The following is a 21,805-nucleotide window of genomic DNA, read 5'->3' on the forward strand; positions in this document are numbered from 1 at the left end:
ACATCTTAAGTAAGGCGGCCCCTCACGGGAGTCAAGATATATCTTACGATGTATCGCAGAACACGCCAGGCCTCTGGCATTGCTGTAATTTGGGAAGCGGGGCCGCCTACCAGCGGCCCTTGCGCCGGTTCCAGGCGTAGAGAAGGTCGGCGAAACGGTCATAGGCAAAGCGCGTCAGCGGCAGCGCGACGAGGTTGCCGAACAGGGACGCCAGCCACCCCTCGCCCGGCGTGAGCCGCCAGACCGCGATCGCCACATCGGCGCCGACCAGCAGCCGTCCCTCAGCATCGGTCGCATGCAGCCGGCGGCGGATATCCTCCAACGAAGCGCCGAAGGCGGAAAGCGCCTCCGGTTCGAAATTGATGTCGCGGAATTCGACCCGGCCCGCCTTGACCGCTTCGACCAGCCGCCGCCTCTGCCGGTTGATGCCGGCGTCGCATACTGGGCAGCGTGTGTTGTACCAGACGGTCAGCAGCGGCTTGGGCATGGCGCGACTATCGGGAATGCGGCGCGGCTTCGCAACAGCCGCGCCGATCCCGGCTTCAGCCGCCTACCCGAGCGAACTGATGATCTCGCGATAGGCGAACTCCGGGAACGCCTTCATCGTCCGCGTCTTGACGTTGCCGCCCGACGACAACAGCAGCGCGAAACGGGCAAGCACCGCATCGTCCGGGGCTTCGACGATGGCCACCATGTCGCATTCGCCCATGGTCAGATAGAATGACTTGAACGATCCGCCCATTTCCCCCAGCAGCTTCTTGGCCGCATCGAGCCGCTTTGGCGACTCCCGCACATTCCTGGCGCCCAGCTCGGTCCAGTTGATAAGCACGATGTAGGTTGTCATGGCATACCTCCACCGGGAGCCACGGTGCGGGCGCCTGGCCGTTACGGCCAGCGCCGGGGCGGGCATCCGGCTTGTCGCCCACAAATGCATCCGACACCAGAATTATCCTCCTGTCGGGCAAAGCCGGCAAGGCACCTTGAAGGCAGCTGAAACGCAAAAAGGGCGCCGAGGCGTCCTTGTCGATCTTCGTATGATTGCGTTCCGCTCAGCTGTCGAGGAAGCTTCTGAGCTTGCGCGACCGGCTCGGATGCTTGAGCTTGCGCAGCATTAGCGAAGCCAACCCTCACCGGGCAATGCCAGCCCGCTAGGAGCAACATCAATTCTCGCTGCAAAAAGCCCGTTTGCCGTGCCGCGCCCGGTCAACAAAACCCTCATGCCCGGATAAAGCGTCTTACGAACAGCTTCCGGGACGTCGCATAGAGTGCCAGTCATCATCGGCATGTCCGCGAGATTGACTATATGCGGACAGCGCATTGATGAACCCGCGATATCGCCTACGGAAAACTCTAGTTGCGTGTCTCCACCCGCCACTGCCGCCAGCCACAGCGGGTATGCGGTGAGAACAATTGCCCGAGCAAAAACCCCGAAAATGAGGGGCACGACAAGAATACCGAAACCGGAAACAAGGAAGGTCTTGGTAGATAAGTTTGGGCTCTGGAAGTCTTTCGCAAACTTCCGGCAGCAAAAAAACAACATCAGGCAGCCAATCAGTATGGCTACCGATTTAGCGATCATATCGTGGGCGTTGACATAGGCTTGCGACGGCACAAAAGAATGGCCGAAAATCAAGGCCCCGAGCAAAACCCACAGATGGATTGCAAAGCCGAACACACAGAAAAGAAATACCCGTGGGAGAAGACGGCTTGGGGATTTGGCCACCGTCTCTCCCATGAGTGCTCAACTCAGCTGTCGAGGAAGCTTCTCAGCTTGCGCGACCGGCTCGGATGCTTGAGCTTGCGCAGCGCCTTGGCCTCGATCTGGCGGATGCGCTCGCGGGTCACCGAGAACTGCTGGCCGACCTCTTCCAGCGTGTGGTCGGTGTTCATGCCGATGCCGAAGCGCATTCTGAGCACGCGTTCCTCGCGCGGCGTCAGCGAGGCCAGCACGCGCGTCGTCGTCTCGCGCAGATTGGCCTGGATCGCCGCGTCGATCGGCAGGATCGCCATCTTGTCCTCGATGAAATCGCCGAGATGCGAATCCTCCTCGTCGCCGACAGGCGTTTCGAGCGAGATCGGCTCCTTGGCGATCTTCAAGACCTTGCGCACCTTTTCCAGCGGCATGGCGAGCTTCTCGGCCAGTTCCTCCGGCGTCGGTTCGCGGCCGATCTCGTGCAGCATCTGGCGCGAGGTGCGCACGATCTTGTTGATCGTCTCGATCATGTGCACCGGGATGCGGATGGTGCGCGCCTGGTCGGCGATCGAGCGGGTAATGGCCTGCCGAATCCACCAGGTGGCGTAGGTCGAGAACTTGTAGCCGCGGCGGTATTCGAACTTATCGACCGCCTTCATGAGGCCGATATTGCCTTCCTGGATGAGATCGAGGAACTGCAGCCCGCGGTTGGTGTATTTCTTGGCGATGGAGATGACGAGACGCAGATTCGCCTCGACCATTTCCTTCTTGGCGATCGCGGCCTCGCGCTCGCCTTTCTGCACCTGGTTCACGATCTTGCGGAATTCCAGGATCGAGATCGCCGTTTCGGTGGCGAGGTTCTGGATCTCGGCGCGCAGCTCCTTGATCGCGTCCTTCTCGTTCTTGGTGAATTCCTTCCAGCCGCGCGAGGTCAGGTTGGCGATCGAGCGCGTCCAGTTCGGATCGAGCTCCGAGCCCTGATACTCCTTGAGGAATTCCTCGCGGCGCACGCCATAGCTTTCGGCGAGCCTGAGCAGCTTGCCCTCGTTCTGCACCAGGCGCTTGTTGATGTCGTAAAGCTGCTCTACCAGCGCCTCGATGCGCGCGGCATTGAGCGACAGCGACTTCACCGCCTTGATCAGCTGGTCCTTCAGCTCCTTCAGCCGGCGGTCCTGGCTGGGCGAGAGCGTTCCGGCCGCGGCCAGACGGTTCTCGACCTGCTGGTCCTGCAGTTTCCTGAGCTTCTTATAGGTGTCGGCAATGACGTCGAGCGTCTCCATCACCTGCGGGCGCAGTTCCGCTTCCATCGCGGCCAGCGACAGGCTGGCCTCGTCCTCGTCGTCTTCCTCTTCCTCCAGCCCGCGCGTGTCGCCGCCGACATTGGTGATGTCGTCTTCTTCCACGCGCGCCGCCGCGCGGCCGCGCGGCTTCTCTTCGGGCTTGGGCGCTTCCTCGACGCGTTCGACGACGGGCGCCTGCTTGGCCTCGGGGCCGGCATAGGTCGCCTCGAGGTCGATGATCTCGCGCAGCAGGATCTTCGATTCGTTGAGTTCGTCCCGCCAGATGATGATGGCCTGGAAAGTCAGCGGGCTTTCGCAAAGACCCGCAATCATCGTCTCGCGGCCGGCCTCGATGCGCTTGGCAATGGCGATTTCGCCCTCGCGCGACAGAAGCTCGACCGAGCCCATCTCGCGCAGGTACATGCGCACCGGATCGTCGGTGCGATCGGTCGGCTCTTTCTTGGTGGTCGTGGCGGCGACGGCGGTGCCGGTCTGCTCGGCGAGCTCGTTGGCGTCTTCCTCGGTGTCGGCGGGCGCTTCGGCCTCGGCCTCTTCACCCTGCTCGTCGTCCTCGACGACATTGATGCCCATGTCGTTGAGCATCGCATTGATGTCTTCGATGCGGTCGGGATCCGTCTCTTCCGAGGGAAGCACCGCGTTGAGCTCGTCGAGCGTGACATAGCCGCGTTTCTTCGCGGCCTTGATCATCTTCTTGACAGCATCGTCGGAAAGGTCGAGCAAAGGCCCATCGGTGGCGCCTTCACGTTCCGTCTCGACCTCTTCCTTTTCCTTTGTCGCCATTCTTTGTCGTCTCCAAGCGGCCGAATATCGAGGCCGCGTAAACTGTCGGATCGGTTATGCGGGATGCGCCCGCACCGGAACGCTCTTTACCGGTCCGGCAACCGTGTCATCGCTTTTGTTTTGTGCCTGTCGCTGGTCCCAAACCGGTTTTCACTTTTGGGCGACATGCATTAAGTCCAGATTAACCCTGATATCTGGAGCAGGCACTTTGCCTGTCCAGACGTCACCGATACCTCACATCGCTCAAATTTCCCGCCGACGCCGGGGCACGGTTAACGTTTCGAATCGTCCTGATTCCGCCAATCTGCCAGAAGGTCAAGCGCCTCTGGCATGATTCGCATGAAAAAAGCGAATCAATTACCCGACTTAGAGGCGTCGATTCGACGCGCCGCCCATTTCCACTTCATTCCAGGAGCAGTCCGGCCTAAACGCGTCCAACCCTGCCCGACGAAACGCCGAACCCTTCGATCAGCGCTTCCGTCGCCTGCACATCGTTGAATTGCGCTTGAATCTCGACGAGATGCCGGAAGTTTTCGTCCGAAGGATCTGCGTCGAGCGCCGCCTGCGCCTGTTTCAGCTCTCTATGTAATGTGCGGGCGCTGCGCTGCAAGTGCAGCGCCTGGTTGAAGGCGTCGCGGGCGTCGTCGAGCCCGGCGGTTTCGAGCGCCGGCCACTGGCGCGCCCGCTTGATCAGCGCCACCGCCCTCTCCCAGATACCGCCGCATCCGGCGCGCTCGATTGTGGCGATGACCGCGCCGCGCTCGTCGGCCGCATCATGCGCCATCGCATCGAGGATGGCGGCGTGGAGCTTCCTCAAATCCGAATTGGCAAGGTCGAGGAATTCGACATGCGCGAAATTCTCGTCGATCAGCGCCGGATGGTTGACCAGCGCCACGATGATCGTCGCCTCGCGCACCGACATGCCCTCGCTGCCGCGCTTGACCAGCGCCGACTGGCCGAGGCTTTCGGTGATCGCCATGCGGCCGCCTCCACCCTTGGCGAACTGTCCGCCCGGTGCTGGCTTGCCCTGGCCGCGCTCACCTGGCCGGCCGCCATCCTGACGCCCGCGCCGCGTATTGCGCTGCGAGCCGAAGAAGCTCTGTTCCCGCTCGCGCATCTCCTGCTGATAGTGGTAGCGCGTGCTCTCGTCGCGGATACGGCTGGTCAGTTCGCGCAGCCGCTTCCCCAACTCGGCTCGCCGCTCCGGCGTGTCGAAGACACCACCCGCCGTCTCGCGCATCCACAGAAGGTCGGCAAGCGGCCGTGCCTCCGCCAGCACGCCGCGGAACGCGTCCGCCCCTTCGGCCTTGACCAGATCGTCGGGATCCTTGCCTTCGGGAAGCAGCGCGAAGCGCGCCGAGCGCCCGGGCTGAACCGCCGGCAGCGCAAGATCGGCGGCGCGCCACGCCGCCTTCAGCCCGGCCTGGTCGCCGTCGAAGCACAACACCGGTTCGCCGGACATTCGCCACAACAGCTCGAGCTGGTTTTCGGTCAGCGCGGTGCCAAGCGGCGCCACGGCGTTCTCGAAGCCGGCCTGCGCCAGCGCGATCACGTCCATGTAGCCTTCGACGGCAATGACGGCGCCGCCTTTGGCCAAGGCCTTGCGGGCGCGGGCGAAATTGTAGAGCACGTTGCCCTTGTGGAAGAGCTCGGTGTCGGGCGAGTTCATGTATTTGGCCAGCGCATCGGGCGCCAGCGCGCGTCCGCCGAAGGCGATGATCTTGCCGCGCGAATCCGGGATCGGGAACATGATGCGGTCGCGGAACCAGTCGTAGGAAACCGGAATGTCGTCGCCATGTCGCACCAGCCCGCAGGCCTCGATATCGGCCTTCGGCACGCCCTTTGCCGCCAGATGCTCTTTCAGGGCATTGCGGCTGTCGGGCGCGAAGCCAAGCCGGAACGATTGCTGCGTCGCCGACGTCAGCCCGCGCTCCCTGAGATAGGCGCGGGCTTTTGCCCCTTCCGGGCCCTGCAGGCGCTCCTGGAAAAAGGTGGTCGCCATCTCCATGACGTCGGTCAGGCTGGCGCGTTCCTTCTCGCGCCGCTCTTCCTGTTCATCGCGCACCGGCATCGGCACGCCGGCCATCTCGGCGATCTTCTCGACCGCTTCGGGAAAGCTCATGCCGTCGAGTTCGGTGAGGAACTTGAAGTGGTCGCCCGACACCGAGCAGCCGAAGCAGTGGTAGCGACCCTTCTTGTCCTCACAATGGAAGGATGGGCTTTTCTCGCCGTGGAACGGGCAGCAGGCCCAATAGTCGCCGCGCGAGGCGTTGGTCTTCCTCCTGTCCCACGCGACGCGCTGACCTATCACCGATGAAATCGGCACGCGGTCGCGTATCTCGTCGAGGAAGGCGGGCGGAAAGCGCATCGGGAAAGCTCGTTTGCCCTCCATATAATCAAGCCCGCCGGGCACGGCGACTCTGTCTCGCCCATCGTACCCGCTTTTCACAGACGAAAAGAAGGCGGCCAGGGCGGCCGCCTTCTTTTTGGATTCCGGATTGGCGCAGTTTTATTGCGCGGCGATCGCGCCGAAGATGATTCCGGAAAGGATGCTGACCAGCACATAGTCATTGCCGACGCGGATCCACTCCTGGCCGGGGCCGGGGCGACGCAGGCCGTAGCGGTTCCAGTCGCGCACCGGCTGGTGACGCTTCCAGTTGGAATAGCGCTGGCCGTTGCGCCAATGGTCGCGCTTCACCACCTTCTTCTTGACGATGATGCGCTTGTCGACACGCCGGTCGGGCTTCTGCCAGTCGACCTGTGCGTAGTTCGACTGCGGCGCGCTCGGCTCGGCAAGCGGCGCGGCCTGGCCGGAGAAGGCCGAGGCGGCGAGCATCGAGGTGGTGACGGCGGACAATATGAGACGCTTCATGGTCGGTACTCCTGGTTGTCGATAGACAGAGGGATAACCGCCGGCGGATGAACTGAAACTGAACATGAGAATTACAATTCTGTAATGATTTCCGATGTTTGCATGGGCCATTTCAACAAGACTTCGGACTGCTTTCGCTCATGCGACCTGGCGTTTGGGCATTATCAGGCGAAACGCCGCCGCGAGGCGCGTGCAACCAATGCGCTCTGCATTCATTTCCGACATGATCCGTCGAACCGAGACGACCACCGCATCAGAAGAATCTATTATTCGGCTAATGTTAATTGGTGTATTTCCGAGCCCTAAGATGGCTGAGATTCGTACCTCTCTCCGTGTCGCCGGAGCCGCCCCGCGAGGTAGGCTTTGAGCGGTTCCGTCGTCCTCCTGCACCTTGCCGGCGCGGTGGCGCTGATGCTGTTCGCCACCCGCATGGTGAAGACCGGTGTCGAGCGCGCCTATGGCGACGTGCTGCGCCACAGGCTGCGCGCCACCATGCGCAACCCGATCATGGCGGTGCTCGCCGGCTGCGGGCTGTCGATCGCGCTGCAGAGTTCGACCGCGGTGACGCTGCTGGTCGGCTCCTTCGCCGGCGCCGGCATCGTTTCGGGCGCCGCCGGACAGCTTGCCGTGCGCGGCGCCGAGATCGGTTCGGCGCTGGTGGTGAAGTTGCTTACCTTCGATCTGACGCTGCTGGTGCCGCTCTGCCTGATCGCGGGAACGGTCATGTTCATGGCCACCGAGCGCCGCGACTGGCGGCAGTTTGGCCGTATCCTGATCGGTATCGGCCTCTTGATCCTGTCGCTGGAAATGATCGGACAGGCGTCGGAACCGCTGCGCCAGAGCTCGCTGATGCCGATGATCATCAGCTATTTCTCCGGCGATTTCGTCACCGCCTATCTGCTCGCCGCGCTGGTCACCTGGCTCTTCCATTCCTCGATCGCCGCCGTGCTGCTTCTGGTGACGCTGGCGGGGCGCGGCTTCATCCCCCCGGAACTCGGCATCGTGCTGGTGCTGGGTGTCAATCTCGGTTCCTCGGTCATCGCTCCCTTGCTCACCCGCAATGCCGATCCAGGCATCCGCGTCGTGCCGATCGGCAACCTCCTGATGCGCGGCATGGGCTCGCTGCTGATGCTGATCCTGTTCATGACGGTGAAGCCGCCGATCGGCTTTCTTGGCGCCGCCGTGCCCGATCAGATCGTCAATGCGCACATCCTGTTCAATGTGATCATCCTGCTCGCCGGCCTGCCGCTTGCCGGCCTCGTCTACCGCGTTTCCGAGAAGATCGTGGCGGTCGGCACCAAGCCAGACCCGGCGGCGACGCTCGAGGTCGTCGAACTGTCGGCGCTCAACGAGAGTGCGCTCGACACGCCAAGCCAGGCGCTGGCCAACGCTACCCGGGAGGTGGTGCGGGTCTGCGAGACGGTCGAGATCATGCTGAAGCGCATCATCGAACTTTACGAGAGCGCCGACGGCGACAAGATCAAGGCGCTCGCCGCGCTCGACGACCGCGTCGACAAGAAACATGCGGCGATAAAGCTCTATCTGGCCAAGGTCACCAAGAACCCGCTCAGCGAAGACGAGGCTTTGCGATGCCAGGAACTGATCGGCGCCTGCGTCAAGCTAGAGCAGGTCGGCGACATCATCGTGCGCAACATGCTGGTGCATGTGAAGAAGAAGCTGGAGCGTGGCCTGGAGTTCACGCCGGAAGGCTGGCGCGAACTCTGCGCCTTCCATGCCTCCGTGCTCGCCAACGCCCGGCTTGCATTCAACGTGCTGGTTTCGCGCGACCCCGAAACCGCGCGTCAGCTTGTGCTGGAAAAGGATCTCTTGCGCGAGCGCGAGAAGGAAACCAGCGCCAGCCATTTCCTGCGCCTGCGCGACGGCACGGCCAAGAGCGTCGAGACCAGTTCCATTCACCTCGACACCATCCGCGACCTCAAGCAGATCAACTCGCTGCTGGCTTCCATGGCCTATCCCGTGCTCGAGGAACGCGGCCTGCTTGGCGGTTCGCGGTTGAAAGCTGGATAGCAAGCTGCAGAATTGCTGCTTCGACATCAACTTGGGAACAAGGTTCCGCCGCCAGCACCAAAGCGGAAAAATTAGTCTTTGCTCATCCTCGCTTCCGTCGGCTAAGGATCGCCTGAGGACCTGATGGGAGGACGATCGGTCGATGGATACGCATTCGCGCAGCTTCGCCAAGGCACTCTCATGGCGCGCCACCGGCACGATCGACACCATGATCATCTCGCTGGTGGTCACCGGCAGTATCAAGCTCGCGGCCACCATCGGTCTCACCGAAGTCGTCACCAAGTCGCTGCTTTACTATTTTCACGAGCGGGCCTGGCTGAAGATCCCTTACGGGCGCAAAACGCCTGCGTAACGCCAGCGACAGCCCGGCTTTGATCGGTCCAGTCAAGAAAAGCTAAAGCGCCATCGCCAATTTCTGCATTGCCGCGCCCGCCCAGGCGTGGTTTGAGGCGTGCATTCCCCGCCTATGTTTTGCACCATGCTGCCACTGATTGCCCTTTTTCTTGCCGCCTTCGCCTTCGGCACCACCGAATTCGTCATCGCCGGCGTGCTGCCCGAGGTGGCGCAGGGCCTCGGCGTTTCCGTGCCGACCGCCGGCTATCTCGTCTCCGGCTATGCCTGCGGCATTGCCATCGGCGGCCCGCTGCTGGCTTTAGCCACGGCCAAGGTTTCGCGCAAAACGCTGCTCATCGGGCTGACGATGGCCTTCACCCTTGGCCAGGCGGCTTGCGCGCTGGCGCCCGACTTCACCGCGATGCTTCTGCTGCGCATCGCGACCGCGGTTGCGCATGGCTGCTATTTCGGTGTCGCCATGGTGGTTGCGGTCAGCCTGGTGCGCGAGGACCAGCGCGGCAGGGCCGTCGCGGTCATTCTCTCCGGCCTCACGGTTTCCAATGTCATCGGCGTGCCGGCCGGCACCGCGATCGGCAGCCTGTGGGGTTGGCGCGCGACCTTCTGGGTGATGGGCGCGCTGGGCATCGTCGCCATCATAGCCATGCTGGCGCTGCTGCCGCGCACGGTGGGCGCCGCCAACCGGCCCGCCGGGCTGGCGCGCGAGGTGCGCGTGCTCGGCCGCCAGCAGGTCTGGACGTCGCTCATCCTGATGCTGATGCTGATGATCGGCCAGTTCGCGCTGTTCACCTATATCACGCCGATGCTGCTCGAGGTCACCGGCCTCGACGAAGGTTTGATCCCCTGGGTGCTGCTGCTCAACGGCGTCGGCGCCACGATCGGCGTCCTTGTCGGCGGCAAGCTCGCCGACTGGAAGCTGATGCCGGCGCTGATCACCATGCTCGCCTTGCAGGCGGTGATGCTGGGCGTCATCCATATCGTCAGCCCCTACCCCGTGCCGATGATTGTCGCGATCGTCATCTGGGGCGGCCTCAACTTCGCCATCGGCGCGCCGATCCAGACGCGCATCCTCGCCTGGACAGCCGACGCCTCGAACCTCGCTTCCTCGCTGATCCCGTCCGGCTTCAATGTCGGCATCGCCCTCGCCGCCTCGCTGGGCGCGGCGATGCTCAATGCCGGCTACGGCTATCGCAGCCTGCCGCTGGCCGGCGCTTCAGCCATGCTGGTGGCGGTGGTGGTGGCTGTTGCCTCGCAGGCCTGGGAATGGCGCAGCCGCGCAATGCCGCTGCTGCCCGCGGCAGCGGAATAGCAGGCCTACGCCAAGCCGTGACTTGTTGGCTCAAACCCTCGGCCGTGCGGAGCCGGACGCTCCCGAAAGGATGGAAGCCAGGCTTTGAAGGCCTTCCTTCAACCGTTCCCGGTTAGGCATAGCACCCAGCGCCAGGCGAAAACCGTTGGCGAAATCCTCCCCGACCGCGAATTCTTCCGCGGGGCTGATGGCCAGCCCGCGACGGCGGGCGATGTCGGCGAGTTCGGCCGAGCGCAACTGGCTCTCGAGCGGATGCCAGAGATGCAGGCTGGCGCTCGTTGCCGCAAAACCCTTGGGCAGGATGTCGCGGGCAATCTCTTGCCTGGCCTGCGCTTCGGCGCGCACGCCGGCGGTGATCTCCCCGGCAAGGCCGCTTCGCAGCCACTCGCAGGCAAGGCCTGTCATCAGCGGCGGCGCCATCATCGTCGTGCCGCGTATCGCTGCCGCGATGCGCTCCATGGCTTGCGCGTCGGGAGCCGCCAGGAACGCCGTGCGCAGGAAAGGCGAGATACATTTCGCCAATGTCGCGACATGGAAAGTTCGCTCCGGTGCCAGGTTGAGAAACGCCGGCGGCGCCGCCGCCAACAACCGACTGTAGGGATCGTCCTCGACGATGATCAGTTCGAGCTTGTCGGCCATGCGGACGAGTTCGCGCCGCCTGCCTTCTGACATGACAAGCGCGGTTGGATTTTGCAGCGTCGGATTGAGGTAGACAACGCGGGCGCGATGCCGCCGCGCCGCCGCTTCGAGAGCGTCCGGCCGCATGCCGTCGCTGTCGCTTCCGACAGCGGCGAGCTTGCGTCGCGTCGCCCCGGCCAGCCCGATCAGCCCGGGATAGGTCAGCGCATCGGCAAGGATCGTATCGCCCTCGCGGGTCTCGGACAGGAGCACGGCCGTCAGCAGTGCCTGCGCGCCGGACCCGACCACGACCCTGTCGACCGGCAGCCGGTCCCCCTTCGCGGCAAGCCATGACGAGCCGACGGCGCGCTCCACGGGCGAACCCGGACCGGGATGGTAGGAAAGCAGCGCTTCCGCGCTGGAGCGCTTGAGCAGCCCTTCGATACCTGTCCGGATCAAGGCCGGCAGGTTGAGGCCGGCCGGTGCCGGCGGAATGTTCATGCCAAGATCGAGGACAGGCTCTTCCGGGTCGCCCGGCGTGATGAACGTGCCGCGGCCAGCCGTCGCGTCGATGAGGTTCCTGCGCCTGGCTTCGGAAAACGCCCGCGTGACGGTTGTGAGATCGACCCCCAGCGACCGGGCGAGTTCGCGCTGCGGCGGCAACCTGTCGCCGGGTTGCAAGCGGCCGTCCGAACGGGCATCCGCCAGGGCGTCGACGATCTTCAGATAGACCGGTCGCGGCCCTGCCGCCAAAACCGGAAGCCAGCCATTGTCACTTTCGCCGGTCACTTTCCGACTATCCATACATTTTGTCGCATTGTATGCATATAAGAATGATATATGTATGCATCAGAGACCTCAAGGCCGATCTGACCAAACGCGAGGTCCGCTGGAGCGACGATCATGCAAGACCTTGCGCATTATCCACATCTCGTGCCCTGGCAGGTAGGGATCCGGGGCCGTTGCCCGCGTTGCGGCGAGGGTCACCTGTTCCAGGGCTTCTTGAAGCTGGCGCCGAAATGCGATGTCTGCGGGCTCGACTATTCCTTCGCCGATCCCGCAGACGGTCCGGCTTTCTTCGTCATCTGCTTTGCCTGCGTGCCTTCGGTGCTGTTCGCCGTCTGGGCGCAGGTGACCTTCGAGCCGTCGATGTGGTTCCACGCCTTCGTGTCGGTGCCGATCGTCCTCTTGACCTGCATTCCGCCGTTGCGGCCGCTCAAGGGCTGGCTCGTGGCGAGCCAGTTCTACTACAAGGCCGAGGAAGGAAGACTGGCCAAGCCCGGCGAATAAACGCCGAACCATTCCGGTCTAAAGATCGATCCGGAATTTCAGACTCTCCGCGCCGCCATAGGCGGCGTCCTCGAAGAAGCGGCCGACGAGCCTGCCGCCATTGGCCGTGATGACCTTGTGCGAAGCCGGATTGTCAGGCTTCGCGGTGATCTCGACATGGTCGAGCCCGACCGCCCTCGCCTCGTCCAGCATCAGCCGCAGCGCTTCGGTGGCATAGCCGCGGCCTCGCCTCCACGGCACCACCGCATAGCCGATATGGCCAAGCACATGCGAAGGCAGCGCCGACGTGCCCTCCTGCCAGCGAAAGCCGATCGACCCGGCGGCCTCGCCATCCCAGATCCAGCGCCGGAAGCCCGGCAACCGCGCAACCTTGGTGCCGTCGGGCAAAGTGATGGGCGGTCCCTTCGCCTCGGGATCGTCGAGGCTGGCGAGAAACTCGACAGGATCCCTCTCGATCGCCTCGAGCTGCTCGCGCGTCGCTTCCAGTAGCCGCACATTGTCGGGCGACCATCCGCGCTCCAGCGCCGCCTTGTAGGACGGCAAGTGGTCGAGCGCCGGTTTGACGATTGCGATCATGGCTCGTTTCCTGTCGAGATCACGGATAGCGGCCGGACGGATCGCCCTCAAGTCGCCTGAAACTGGATTCACCCTTGTTGAGGAAACAGGCCTTGTCGAACAGCGACAGGTCGAGCGGGTTCGGCAGCCGGATATCGCCGATATCCGGGAACGGTTTCCTCGCGGGATCGTACGACCTGTCGATCTGCGAGATGAAGACCAGCACCAGCCCGCGCTCCCGGGCAAACGATCTCAGCGCGCGGATCTGGACCGTGAGTTCGGGATTCTCGCGCTTCTGGTCGAGCAGTTGCAGATAGTCGATGACCGCGAGCGTGCCGCGCGACGCCGACCGCTGCCTTTCGATGATGTAACCGGCGCTGATGGCATCGGAATTGTCGAAATCGAACAGGTGGCCGAAGTTGGCCGGTTCGATCCCGATGTCACGGAACCGGTCCAGGATGTCGGCGTGCACATATTCCAGGGTAAAGAAGACGGCGCGGTTGCCTTGCCTCATGGCCGCCACGGCGAGTTCGAGGCTCATCAGCGTCTTGCCTTGGCCTGGCCGCGCCGCGACGAGAACCATATCGCCGGGTGTCAGCCGTGCGAGCAGTCTGTCGGCGGGCGCAGCCTCGGTGGCCTTGGCCGCAAGCAGGCTCCAGCTGCCAAAGCCTTCTTCAGCGGCAACACGGTCGAGCGCCTGATGGAGCGGAATATTTTCCCTGCGAGACAAGAGCCTCGCCTGACGTTTCAGATGATAGACGGGTGCGGAAAGCCGCATCGAAAAACCTCCTGCCGCGAGCAGTCTTCGCAACCCCTCCTTATGCCTGGCGCTCGAACAGTTGGCTGAATGATCGACTGCCCTGCATGAACGATGCTTCCCGGTGGAGGGTGGGGGCGTGGGCACGCCGGAATCAGATGATAGCTCAATCCGCGCCGACCGAAAATCGGTGAGATTGCATTGCGGCGATGGCGGTGGTGCTCTCAATTGTCCTCACGGCAATTCCGCCTCTAAAGGACGTCGCTAAACTAGAAGTGTTTCGCCGATGGATGCGCGACCTTCTATGATCGGCTCAGTGATTCTCAGATACGAGACACTTCGACAGGAGGGGCAAAACGGTGCGGTTGAGATCTGTTCCGCTGGGCGTGGCCATCTTCTGTCTGGTTACGGTCCTCGCCGCCCTTACGGCATCGGTCAGTTCATTCGCGGCGTTGCAGCCGTCGAACATTCCCGACTGGCTGCAGCGCCATGTCGGCGATGGCGAGGGCCAGATCTCGCAGATCGTGCTGGAGCGGGCACGCGCACTCTATCAGAAGAAAGTCAGCGACGGCTCGGTCAGCAATCCCTGCTATTTCGCCATGGATGCGACGCGTCCCGGCGACCTCGGCAGCAGCGTGCTTGGCCAGCGTTATTACGTCATCTGCGAAGCCAAGCAGCTCTTCCGCGCGGTTTCCTCGGGCCATGGCGGCGGCCGCAACCTGAAAGGCGTCGCCGATTTCTCCAACGGCAGGCGTTGCGCGAAAAACTTCGGCAATGCGATGGAGTCCGAGCTCACGGCCGGCGGCGCCTACATGACCGCCGAGACCAAGACGTCCTTCAAGGGTTACTACCGCGTCGGCGCGCAGAACGCGGTGTTCATGCGCACCTTCATCCAGTTCGACGGCGAAGGCGAAGCGGCCAACGCCAGGCAACGCGTCATCGGCGGCCATCCTGCGGCTATTCTGAAGGGTTTGTGCATGCGCAAGAACCCGCAAAGCTCCTACGCCGACCATGACGGCTTTGTCCCGTTCGGCAAGCTGGTGAACTATGCCGGCGGCCGCAGCAATGGCTGCACCAGCTGGTCCCCGGCCGATGCCGAGCAGATCATCCCGATGGTCAAGAACAGCCCGACGACGCTCTACATCTACCCTGAATCGCGCGACATCGCCGCGGTCGCCCGCGCCAAGGCCGACAGACAGGCGCTCTCAGCCGCGGGAGCCTATTGGAACGCCTCCTGCCTGAAGGAGATCGGCACTCCAAAGTTCTGGCCAAAGAAGACGTTGGAGCCGATCATTGCGCAGTACAAGAAAGACCACCCGGCACCGCCGCCACAGCCGGTGCCGATCTGCAAGAATTAGCAGGCTGAAGTTTCTACTGCAGCAGTCCCTTGATGATGGCGCTCGCCTTGGCGAAGTCCATCTGCCCGGCATATTTCTGCTTCAGCGCGCCGATCACCTTGCCCATGTCTTTCTGGCTGGCGGCGCCGGTGGCAGCGACGGCCTCGCGCGCGGCGGCGGTGATCGCCGCATCGTCCAGCTGTTTCGGCAGGAACCCGAGAATGACCTCCATCTCGGCGCGTTCCTTGGCGGCCAGCTCCGGCCGCTTGCCGTCCTCGAAGGCTTTGGCCGATTCCTCGCGCTGTTTCGCCATTTTGGACAGAATCTGCAGGATCTCGTCATCACCCGCCGCCGGCTTGCCGGCACCGCGATTGGCGATGTCGCGGTCGTGGATGGCCGCCTGGATCAGCCGCAACGTCGGCAGACGGTCCTTGTCCTGCGCCTTCATCGCGCTCTTGGTGGATTCGGCGATTTTCTCGCGCATCGTGCTTCTCCTTCGAATGCGGCGGACAATAGCTTCGCCGGCCGCGTGACGCAAATCCCGGCAAGCCGCTGATTTTGCTGGACGAATGCAAATCTACCCTGGCTTGGTGCCGCCGCATTGACCGCTCCCGCGCCTTCCCCTATGTACTCGGTCCTGCATAAGACGATGAAACCGACGCGCGGGAGCTGAAAACATCCAGCTCGCGCGCCTTGCCGCGCAAACGGTCCCGCCGACCACTTTTGACGCGACAGACAGGAGTGCCGCCATGGCCACGACCACCGCCCCCTGGGCCACCGAAAAGCCGACCGCCCTTCTGGTGCTCGCCGACGGCACGGTGATCGAAGGCCGCGGTCTCGGCGCCACCGGGTCGGCCGTTGCGGAAGTATGCTTCAACACGGCGCTGACCGGCTATGAGGAGATCCTCACCGACCCGTCCTATGCCGGCCAGATCGTCACCTTCACCTTCCCGCATATCGGCAACATCGGCACCAATGACGAGGACATCGAGGATCTGCATCCGGCTGCCCGCGCCGGTGCCGTTGGCGCCATCTTCAAGGCCAATGTCACCGACCCGTCGAACTACCGTGCCGCCGGCCATCTCGACCAGTGGCTGAAGCGGCGCGGCATCGTCGCGCTTTCCGGCATCGACACCCGCGCGCTGACCGTGCTGATTCGCGAGAAGGGCATGCCCAACGCCGTCATCGCGCACGCGCCTGACGGCGTGTTCGACATCGAAGACCTGAAGCGGCAGGCCGCGGCCTGGTCGGGCCTGATCGGCCTCGACCTCGCCAAGGAGGTCACCTCCGGCCAGTCCTCGGTCTGGCGCGAGACGCCTTGGATCTGGAACGAGGGCTATGGCGAGCAGGACGCGCCGTCGATGCATGTCGTGGCCATCGACTATGGCGTCAAGCGCAACATCCTGCGCCTGCTGGCGGGCCTCGGCGCAAAGGTCACCGTCGTGCCGGCCAAGACGGGCGCCGAGGAGATCCTGGCCATGGAGCCGGACGGCATCTTCCTGTCGAACGGCCCCGGTGATCCGGAAGCGACCGGCGAATACGCCGTGCCGGTGATCCAGAACCTGTTGAAGACCGACATACCGGTGTTCGGCATCTGCCTCGGCCATCAGATGCTGGCGCTGGCGCTCGGCGGCAGGACCGAGAAGATGCATCAGGGCCATCACGGCGCCAATCATCCGGTCAAGGATCACACCACCGGCAAGGTCGAGATCGTCTCGATGAACCACGGTTTCGCCGTCGACGCCGACTCACTGCCCGAAGGCGTCGAGGAAACCCATGTCTCGCTCTTCGACGGCTCCAACTGCGGCATCGCGCTGACCGGCCGCCCAGTCTTCTCGGTCCAGCATCATCCTGAGGCCTCGCCCGGCCCGCAGGATTCGCATTACCTGTTCCGTCGCTTCGTCAACCTGATCCGCGAACGGCGCGGCGAGGAAGCACTGGCGGAACGCGCCTAGCTCAAACCGCCAGCCTAAGCAGCGTCCGTGACCGCTTCCTGCGTGTGCATGCGCTCGACTTCCTTCGGCGTCGGCTTGGCCACCTTCGTCACGAAGACGATGACCGCCAGCGTCAGGAAAATCGCGCCGAGCACGTAGGGAGCGCCGCCGAACACCACCGGCGCCGCCGGGCCCGTGAACCAGGAAAAGATCGCCGTATAGAGCAGCGGCGTGATGATCGAGGTGATCGAGAAGATCGAGGTCATCGCGCCCTGCAATTCGCCCTGCGCCGAAGGCGGCACCTTGGCGGCGGCGAGGCTTCTGAGCGGTGGATCCGCCAGCGCCTCCAGGCAACCGGCGACGATCACCGCATAGATCATCCAGCCTTGCGTCGAGAACGCATAGCCGAACGCGCTGAGCGCGGTGAAGGTCAACCCGATCGCCGCCGTCTTCCACTCGCCGAGCTTCGGGATGATGCGCGGCAGCACCGTCGCCATGATGATCGCCCCGCACAGGCCGAAGGCGCCGAGTGAGAAGCCGATCTGCTGCTGGCTCCAGCCGTAGCGGTAGGTGGAGACGAACGACCAGACCGCCGGATACATCATGTGGCCGAGCGTCATGAGGAAGAAGACCAGCCCGATCCAGCCGATGCCCGGATAGTTGCGCATCTGCATGAGCGTGCCGACTGGATTGGCGCGCTTCCATTCGAAGCGGCGACGATGCTTCCGGTCCAGCGTCTCCGGCAGGAAGACCATCGCGATCAGGAAATTCACGAAGGCGAGCCCAGCCGCGAAATAGAACGGCACGCGCGGCCCGAACGTGCCGAGTACCCCGCCCAGCACCGGGCCGATGACGAAGCCGACGCCGAAGGCGATGCCGAGCAGGCCGAAATTCTTCGCCCGGTTCTCATCGTTCGAGATGTCGGCGATGAAGGCCGATGTCGTCGAATAGCTGGCGCCCGAAATGCCGGCAAGCACGCGGCCGATGAACAGCATCGGGTAAGACCAGGCGATGGCGCAGATCAGATTGTCGATCGAGAAGGTCAGCACCGAGGCAAGCAGGACCGGCCGGCGCCCGAAGCGGTCGCTCAAGCCGCCGATGATCGGCGCGAAGACGAACTGCATCGCCGCATAGACGAAGAACAGCCAGCCGCCCTCGATTGCCGCCTGGCTGACGCTGACGCCGCTCAGTTCCTCCAGATAGGCCGGCAGCACCGGCATGATGATGCCGAAGCCGATGATGTCGAGCAGCAGCGTGGTGAAGACGAGCGCAAGGCCCCGCTTGGCGGTTTTCGGGTCGATCATGACGATAAGCTCCTCGGGCCGCCTGGGGCGAAGGCGGGAGGCACCTTATAGGCGAGGTTGCCGGCGGGAACAATCCGCGAACGAAGGCGAACGTCTCATGCTGACATCACTTGCCAGCCGCCACCGATCGCGGATCACTGTTAGAAATCAGGCGTATGCGCCGCTTCAGATGGCACCGCTCATCGTGTTGCAGTCGGACAGCTTGCCGCTCTTGAAGCCGCGCGCCAGCCAGGTCTGCCGCTGTTGCGAGGTGCCATGGTTGAAGCTTTCCGGCACGACATAGCCCTGCATCTTCTTCTGCAGCGTATCGTCGCCGATCTGCTTGGCGGCATTGAGCGCGCTCTCGATATCGCCCTGCTCCAAAATACCCTTTTGCTGGGTGTAATGCGCCCACACGCCGGCGAAGCAATCGGCCTGGAGCTCGATGCGCACCGAGAGCTGGTTGGCGTCGGCCTCGCTCATGCCCTGCCGCATCTGGTTGAACTTCTCCATGATACCGGTGAGGTTCTGCACGTGATGGCCGACCTCATGTGCCACCACATAGGCGCGCGCGAATTCACCGGAAGCGCCGAACTGCTGGTCGAGCTGCTGGAAGAAGGTCATGTCGAGATAGACCTTGTGATCGCCCGGGCAGTAGAACGGCCCGGCCGCCGCCGAAGCGAAACCGCAGGCCGAGCGAACCTGGCCGCTGAACAGCACCAGCTTGGGATTCTCATAGGTCAGCCCTTGAGATTTGAAAATGCCGGTCCAGGTGTCCTCGGTGTCGGCAAGCACGGTCGCGACGAACTGCTTCATCTCGTCATTGGCGGGCGCGTTGCCATTGTCCTGCGAACCGCTGTTGTCGGTGATCTGGCCGCCACCGCCCGGCAGCAGGCCGCCGTCGCCGCCACCGAGGATCTGCGACGGGTCGAAGCCGAAATACCAGCCCGCGAGCACGACCAGGATGACCAGGAGGATGCTGCCGCCGCCGCCGGTACGGCCGCCGATCGGAACGCGGAACTGGCCACCTCCGCCCAATCCGCCGCCACCGCCGCTGTCGCTGCGGTCATCCTCGATGTTGTCGCTCTGACGACGGCCTCTCCAAAGCATGGCAACTCCTCGCAATGCGAATGTCCTGGAGGGACCGGCATGCCACCGCCCCCTCCAGACAATTATCGTAACGGCCAGCCCGAGTCACAGAATTTTTGCGCTCCATAGCGCCGCGGCACGCAGGCAACCCAGATCGGAAAGTAAAGTTCCGCCCGGCATCCCCAAAGTTAAAACCGTCAGCTTTTCTGCTTGGCGCCAGCGCTCTTGCCGTCTGAACTTTTCGAACGCTCCTCGAAGCGTGCCGCGCCCTTCTTGAGCGGATGGCCGGTCTCGGCCTCGGTCTTGCGCTCGTCCTTCGCGGTCGCCTGTCGCAATCCCTTGGCGGCCTGCTTTCCTTTAGCGGTCGGTGCCTGTTCGACGCCCATTGCTTCCTCCCTAAGCGCGATCATCGCGCGATGTTGGAGGCAACGTTTCTGGAATGCGGCGGTTCCGCCGTCCCAGGCTTGAGGATCCCGGCAATACGCTTCAGCGATGCGTCATCGCCCTGCGAAAGGCGTCCAGCGTTTCGGCGCTGACATGGTGCTCGATACCTTCGGCGTCGATGCGTGCAGTCTCGGCGCTGACGCCCAGCGAGCGCAGGAAGGCCTCCACCGTCTGGTGGCGGATGCGGCTTTCATCGGCGACCTTGCGGCCGGCCTCGGTCAGGAACACGCCACGATAGGGTTTTCGCGAGACCAGCCCGTCGGCGCACAGCCTGGTCAGCATCTTCGCCACGGTCGGCTGCGCGACGCCGAGCCTTGCCGCAATATCCACCTGCCGCGCTTCGTTGCCGTCCTCGATCAGATCTGCGATCAGCTCGACATAGTCCTCGACCAGCGCGCTGCGGCGCGCTTCGCGCGTCTGCCGAAATCCTTCCGAATGGATTTCGGCATCGGGAAGCGGCTCTTCGCGTCGAACCGGTTTGTTCCTCAGCGCCAATACGCGCTCCTCTTGGCTGCCCTAGAGCGTGATGCCGAAAAGTGTGAAGCGGTTTTCGGACGACGTCACACTCTATCTCTTCGACTGAATCGGGATCGCATCCATAGCACGAACCCCTGTTGGTCCGGCCGTTTATTTGCATTCCCACGCTAGCGCAACCGGCGTTTGCGGCTCCCCGCCGCCAGCCTTGTCCGACGCATCCACGAAAGCATGATCAATGAAATATAGCCTATTGCATAATGTTGAGCCATGGCGTATATAGAAGGGACGCCGATACAGTCCAGCGGAAATCCCCCATGTCCGATGCCGATGCAGCAACCGTAGCCCGACCCGCGTGGCGATTCGACAGGCCGGACGACGAGCAGCCCAGCCTGCGCGAGGTGAACGCCTCGATCGCGGTGCCGCAGACCGGCGTCTGGTTCCGCCGCCTGTTCGCCTTCATGGGGCCGGGCTACATGGTCTCGGTCGGCTATATGGACCCGGGCAACTGGGCGACCGACCTCGCCGGCGGCGCCCAGTTCGGCTACACGCTGCTTTTCGTCATCATGCTGTCGAACCTGATGGCGATCCTGCTGCAGGCGCTGGCGGCGCGGCTTGGCATCGCCACCGGCCGCGACCTCGCCCAGGGCTGCCGCGCCTATTATCCGCGCCCGGTCAATCTGATGCTCTGGATCGCCTGCGAGCTGGCGATCATCGCCTGCGACCTCGCCGAGGTGATCGGCACGGCGATCGCGCTGCAGCTTCTGTTCGGCATTCCGCTGATCGGCGGCGCCATGCTTACCGCGCTCGACGCCTTCCTGGTGCTTCTCCTGATGAACAAGGGCTTCCGCTACCTCGAAGCCTTCGTCATCGCGCTGCTGATCATCATCTTCGGCTGCTTTGCCATCCAGATCTTCGTCGCCGCGCCGCCGGCGGGCACCATCCTGCATTCGATGTTCGTGCCGTCGCCCGAGATCGTCACCAATCCGACGATGCTCTACATCGCCATCGGCATCATCGGCGCGACGGTCATGCCGCATAATCTCTATCTGCACTCCTCGATCGTACAGACGCGCGCCTATGAGCGCACCGATGCCGGCAAGCGCGACGCGATCAAATGGGCGACGGCGGATTCGACCATCGCGCTGATCCTGGCGCTGTTCGTCAACGCCTCGATCCTGATCGTCGCGGCGGTCGCCTTCCACGGCACCGGGCATCAGGACGTGGCCGAGATCGGCCAGGCCTTCGAACTGTTGTCGCCGCTGCTGGGCCTGAGCATCGCCTCGATCCTGTTCGCGGTCGCGCTGCTCGCCTCCGGCCTCAACTCGACGGTCACCGCGACGCTGGCCGGCCAGATCGTGATGGAAGGCTTCCTGCGCCTGCGCGTCCCGCAATGGGCGCGGCGCCTCCTGACGCGCGGCATCGCCATCGTCCCCGTCGTGATCGTCACCGCGTTCTATGGCGAGAAGGGCACGGCCCAGCTGCTGGTCTTCAGCCAGGTGGTGCTGTCGATGCAGCTGCCGTTCGCGGTCATCCCGCTGGTGCAGTTCGTCTCGGACAAGAAGAAGATGGGCAATTTCGCCATACCGCGCGGCATTGCCGCTCTGGCGTGGGTGGTGGCCGCCGTCATCCTCGTGCTCAACTTCAAGCTGCTCTACGACACCATCGCCGGCTGACCGCGACATTCGCG

At 63.5% G+C, this 21,805-nt stretch carries 21 protein-coding genes; 7 read left to right on the plus strand and 14 right to left on the minus strand.

Annotated features, from left to right (window positions below; genetic code table 11):
• Window positions 1-106 precede the first annotated feature (106 nt).
• The 6 genes from DPM33_RS18150 to DPM33_RS18175 all read right to left on the minus strand — a co-directional run bounded on the left by DPM33_RS18150 (window position 107) and on the right by DPM33_RS18175 (window position 6,646).
• A complete protein-coding gene (locus DPM33_RS18150) occupies window positions 107-487 on the minus strand; it encodes a thiol-disulfide oxidoreductase DCC family protein (RefSeq protein WP_245442211.1) in 381 nt (126 codons plus the stop codon).
• A 63-nt stretch (window positions 488-550) separates the two neighbouring features.
• On the minus strand, window positions 551-844 hold the full coding sequence (locus DPM33_RS18155; protein ID WP_042646984.1) for a GYD domain-containing protein: 294 nt from the start codon (window positions 842-844) through the stop codon (window positions 551-553).
• Between the two features lie 267 nt (window positions 845-1,111).
• The gene (locus DPM33_RS18160) at window positions 1,112-1,723 is read right to left on the minus strand and encodes a hypothetical protein (protein WP_146770278.1); all 612 of its coding nucleotides are present in this window, start codon (window positions 1,721-1,723) and stop codon (window positions 1,112-1,114) included.
• A gap of 23 nt (window positions 1,724-1,746) precedes the next feature.
• A complete protein-coding gene (rpoD, locus tag DPM33_RS18165; RefSeq protein WP_112098819.1) occupies window positions 1,747-3,774 on the minus strand; it encodes an RNA polymerase sigma factor RpoD in 2,028 nt (675 codons plus the stop codon).
• A gap of 424 nt (window positions 3,775-4,198) precedes the next feature.
• Entirely contained in the window at window positions 4,199-6,142 is a 1,944-nt protein-coding gene (gene dnaG, locus DPM33_RS18170) for a DNA primase (protein WP_112098820.1), read from the minus strand.
• A gap of 141 nt (window positions 6,143-6,283) precedes the next feature.
• Window positions 6,284-6,646 carry an RcnB family protein gene (locus DPM33_RS18175; RefSeq protein ID WP_112098821.1) on the minus strand — a complete coding sequence of 121 codons (363 nt, stop codon included), beginning with the start codon at window positions 6,644-6,646 and terminating at the stop codon, window positions 6,284-6,286.
• 363 nt (window positions 6,647-7,009) lie between these two features.
• Here DPM33_RS18175 and DPM33_RS18180 point away from each other — a divergent pair, with 363 nt between their 5' ends.
• The 3 genes from DPM33_RS18180 to DPM33_RS18190 all read left to right on the plus strand — a co-directional run bounded on the left by DPM33_RS18180 (window position 7,010) and on the right by DPM33_RS18190 (window position 10,334).
• Window positions 7,010-8,674: a Na/Pi cotransporter family protein gene (locus DPM33_RS18180; protein ID WP_112098822.1), complete on the plus strand. Its 1,665-nt coding sequence runs from the start codon at window positions 7,010-7,012 to the stop codon at window positions 8,672-8,674.
• A gap of 142 nt (window positions 8,675-8,816) precedes the next feature.
• Window positions 8,817-9,026, plus strand: a complete 210-nt coding sequence (locus tag DPM33_RS18185) for a DUF2061 domain-containing protein (RefSeq protein ID WP_112098823.1) — start codon at window positions 8,817-8,819, stop codon at window positions 9,024-9,026.
• A 126-nt stretch (window positions 9,027-9,152) separates the two neighbouring features.
• On the plus strand, window positions 9,153-10,334 hold the full coding sequence (locus DPM33_RS18190) for an MFS transporter (protein ID WP_112098929.1): 1,182 nt from the start codon (window positions 9,153-9,155) through the stop codon (window positions 10,332-10,334).
• 30 nt (window positions 10,335-10,364) lie between these two features.
• Here the strand turns inward: DPM33_RS18190 and DPM33_RS18195 are convergent, their stop codons facing one another.
• Window positions 10,365-11,741: an aminotransferase-like domain-containing protein gene (locus DPM33_RS18195; RefSeq protein WP_167449127.1), complete on the minus strand. Its 1,377-nt coding sequence runs from the start codon at window positions 11,739-11,741 to the stop codon at window positions 10,365-10,367.
• A gap of 114 nt (window positions 11,742-11,855) precedes the next feature.
• Between DPM33_RS18195 and DPM33_RS18200 the strand changes: the two genes are divergently transcribed.
• Window positions 11,856-12,242 (plus strand): DUF983 domain-containing protein, encoded by a 387-nt coding sequence (locus tag DPM33_RS18200; protein ID WP_112098825.1) that lies wholly within the window; start codon window positions 11,856-11,858, stop codon window positions 12,240-12,242.
• Window positions 12,243-12,260: 18 nt separating this feature from the next.
• Here the strand turns inward: DPM33_RS18200 and DPM33_RS18205 are convergent, their stop codons facing one another.
• Both DPM33_RS18205 and DPM33_RS18210 read right to left on the minus strand, forming a co-directional pair.
• Window positions 12,261-12,818, minus strand: coding sequence for a GNAT family N-acetyltransferase (locus DPM33_RS18205; protein ID WP_112098826.1), 558 nt, complete (start codon window positions 12,816-12,818; stop codon window positions 12,261-12,263).
• Between the two features lie 19 nt (window positions 12,819-12,837).
• Window positions 12,838-13,575 (minus strand): DNA helicase, encoded by a 738-nt coding sequence (locus tag DPM33_RS18210; protein ID WP_112098827.1) that lies wholly within the window; start codon window positions 13,573-13,575, stop codon window positions 12,838-12,840.
• 338 nt (window positions 13,576-13,913) lie between these two features.
• Between DPM33_RS18210 and DPM33_RS18215 the strand changes: the two genes are divergently transcribed.
• Window positions 13,914-14,912: a hypothetical protein gene (locus tag DPM33_RS18215; RefSeq protein WP_112098828.1), complete on the plus strand. Its 999-nt coding sequence runs from the start codon at window positions 13,914-13,916 to the stop codon at window positions 14,910-14,912.
• 13 nt (window positions 14,913-14,925) lie between these two features.
• Here DPM33_RS18215 and DPM33_RS18220 read toward each other — a convergent pair whose 3' ends face one another.
• Window positions 14,926-15,375, minus strand: a complete 450-nt coding sequence (locus tag DPM33_RS18220) for a GatB/YqeY domain-containing protein (protein ID WP_112098829.1) — start codon at window positions 15,373-15,375, stop codon at window positions 14,926-14,928.
• A 265-nt stretch (window positions 15,376-15,640) separates the two neighbouring features.
• Between DPM33_RS18220 and carA the strand changes: the two genes are divergently transcribed.
• Window positions 15,641-16,846, plus strand: a complete 1,206-nt coding sequence (carA, locus tag DPM33_RS18225) for a glutamine-hydrolyzing carbamoyl-phosphate synthase small subunit (protein WP_112098830.1) — start codon at window positions 15,641-15,643, stop codon at window positions 16,844-16,846.
• Window positions 16,847-16,860: 14 nt separating this feature from the next.
• Here carA and DPM33_RS18230 read toward each other — a convergent pair whose 3' ends face one another.
• From DPM33_RS18230 to mntR, 4 genes are all read right to left on the minus strand, one after another.
• Window positions 16,861-18,129 (minus strand): TCR/Tet family MFS transporter, encoded by a 1,269-nt coding sequence (locus DPM33_RS18230; protein WP_112098831.1) that lies wholly within the window; start codon window positions 18,127-18,129, stop codon window positions 16,861-16,863.
• 165 nt (window positions 18,130-18,294) lie between these two features.
• A complete protein-coding gene (gene ypfJ / locus DPM33_RS18235) occupies window positions 18,295-19,218 on the minus strand; it encodes a KPN_02809 family neutral zinc metallopeptidase (protein WP_112098832.1) in 924 nt (307 codons plus the stop codon).
• Window positions 19,219-19,394: 176 nt separating this feature from the next.
• On the minus strand, window positions 19,395-19,583 hold the full coding sequence (locus tag DPM33_RS18240) for a hypothetical protein (protein ID WP_112098833.1): 189 nt from the start codon (window positions 19,581-19,583) through the stop codon (window positions 19,395-19,397).
• Window positions 19,584-19,683: 100 nt separating this feature from the next.
• Complete coding sequence (gene mntR / locus DPM33_RS18245; protein WP_112098834.1) at window positions 19,684-20,136, minus strand: manganese-binding transcriptional regulator MntR; 453 nt, start codon at window positions 20,134-20,136, stop codon at window positions 19,684-19,686.
• 296 nt (window positions 20,137-20,432) lie between these two features.
• Here mntR and DPM33_RS18250 point away from each other — a divergent pair, with 296 nt between their 5' ends.
• Window positions 20,433-21,791: an Nramp family divalent metal transporter gene (locus DPM33_RS18250; RefSeq protein WP_112098835.1), complete on the plus strand. Its 1,359-nt coding sequence runs from the start codon at window positions 20,433-20,435 to the stop codon at window positions 21,789-21,791.
• The last annotated feature ends 14 nt before the right edge of the window (window positions 21,792-21,805 follow it).

Origin of the sequence: Mesorhizobium hawassense (assembly GCF_003289945.1) — a bacterium.
Lineage (GTDB): Bacteria > Pseudomonadota > Alphaproteobacteria > Rhizobiales > Rhizobiaceae > Mesorhizobium > Mesorhizobium hawassense.

Excerpts from the sequence above, each read along its gene's own strand:
- dnaG (WP_112098820.1), bottom strand. The coding sequence starts at position 6,142 with ATGCGCTTTCCGCCCGCCTTCCTCGACGAGATACGCGACCGCGTGCCG.
- DPM33_RS18250 (WP_112098835.1), top strand. The coding sequence starts at position 20,433 with ATGTCCGATGCCGATGCAGCAACCGTAGCCCGACCCGCGTGGCGATTC.
- DPM33_RS18210 (WP_112098827.1), bottom strand. The coding sequence starts at position 13,575 with ATGCGGCTTTCCGCACCCGTCTATCATCTGAAACGTCAGGCGAGGCTC.
- DPM33_RS18175 (WP_112098821.1), bottom strand. The coding sequence starts at position 6,646 with ATGAAGCGTCTCATATTGTCCGCCGTCACCACCTCGATGCTCGCCGCC.
- DPM33_RS18205 (WP_112098826.1), bottom strand. The coding sequence starts at position 12,818 with ATGATCGCAATCGTCAAACCGGCGCTCGACCACTTGCCGTCCTACAAG.
- DPM33_RS18200 (WP_112098825.1), top strand. The coding sequence starts at position 11,856 with ATGCAAGACCTTGCGCATTATCCACATCTCGTGCCCTGGCAGGTAGGG.
- DPM33_RS18230 (WP_112098831.1), bottom strand. The coding sequence starts at position 18,129 with ATGATCGACCCGAAAACCGCCAAGCGGGGCCTTGCGCTCGTCTTCACC.
- DPM33_RS18150 (WP_245442211.1), bottom strand. The coding sequence starts at position 487 with ATGCCCAAGCCGCTGCTGACCGTCTGGTACAACACACGCTGCCCAGTA.
- rpoD (WP_112098819.1), bottom strand. The coding sequence starts at position 3,774 with ATGGCGACAAAGGAAAAGGAAGAGGTCGAGACGGAACGTGAAGGCGCC.
- DPM33_RS18155 (WP_042646984.1), bottom strand. The coding sequence starts at position 844 with ATGACAACCTACATCGTGCTTATCAACTGGACCGAGCTGGGCGCCAGG.
- ypfJ (WP_112098832.1), bottom strand. The coding sequence starts at position 19,218 with ATGCTTTGGAGAGGCCGTCGTCAGAGCGACAACATCGAGGATGACCGC.
- DPM33_RS18220 (WP_112098829.1), bottom strand. The coding sequence starts at position 15,375 with ATGCGCGAGAAAATCGCCGAATCCACCAAGAGCGCGATGAAGGCGCAG.
- DPM33_RS18185 (WP_112098823.1), top strand. The coding sequence starts at position 8,817 with ATGGATACGCATTCGCGCAGCTTCGCCAAGGCACTCTCATGGCGCGCC.
- DPM33_RS18240 (WP_112098833.1), bottom strand. The coding sequence starts at position 19,583 with ATGGGCGTCGAACAGGCACCGACCGCTAAAGGAAAGCAGGCCGCCAAG.
- carA (WP_112098830.1), top strand. The coding sequence starts at position 15,641 with ATGGCCACGACCACCGCCCCCTGGGCCACCGAAAAGCCGACCGCCCTT.
- DPM33_RS18190 (WP_112098929.1), top strand. The coding sequence starts at position 9,153 with ATGCTGCCACTGATTGCCCTTTTTCTTGCCGCCTTCGCCTTCGGCACC.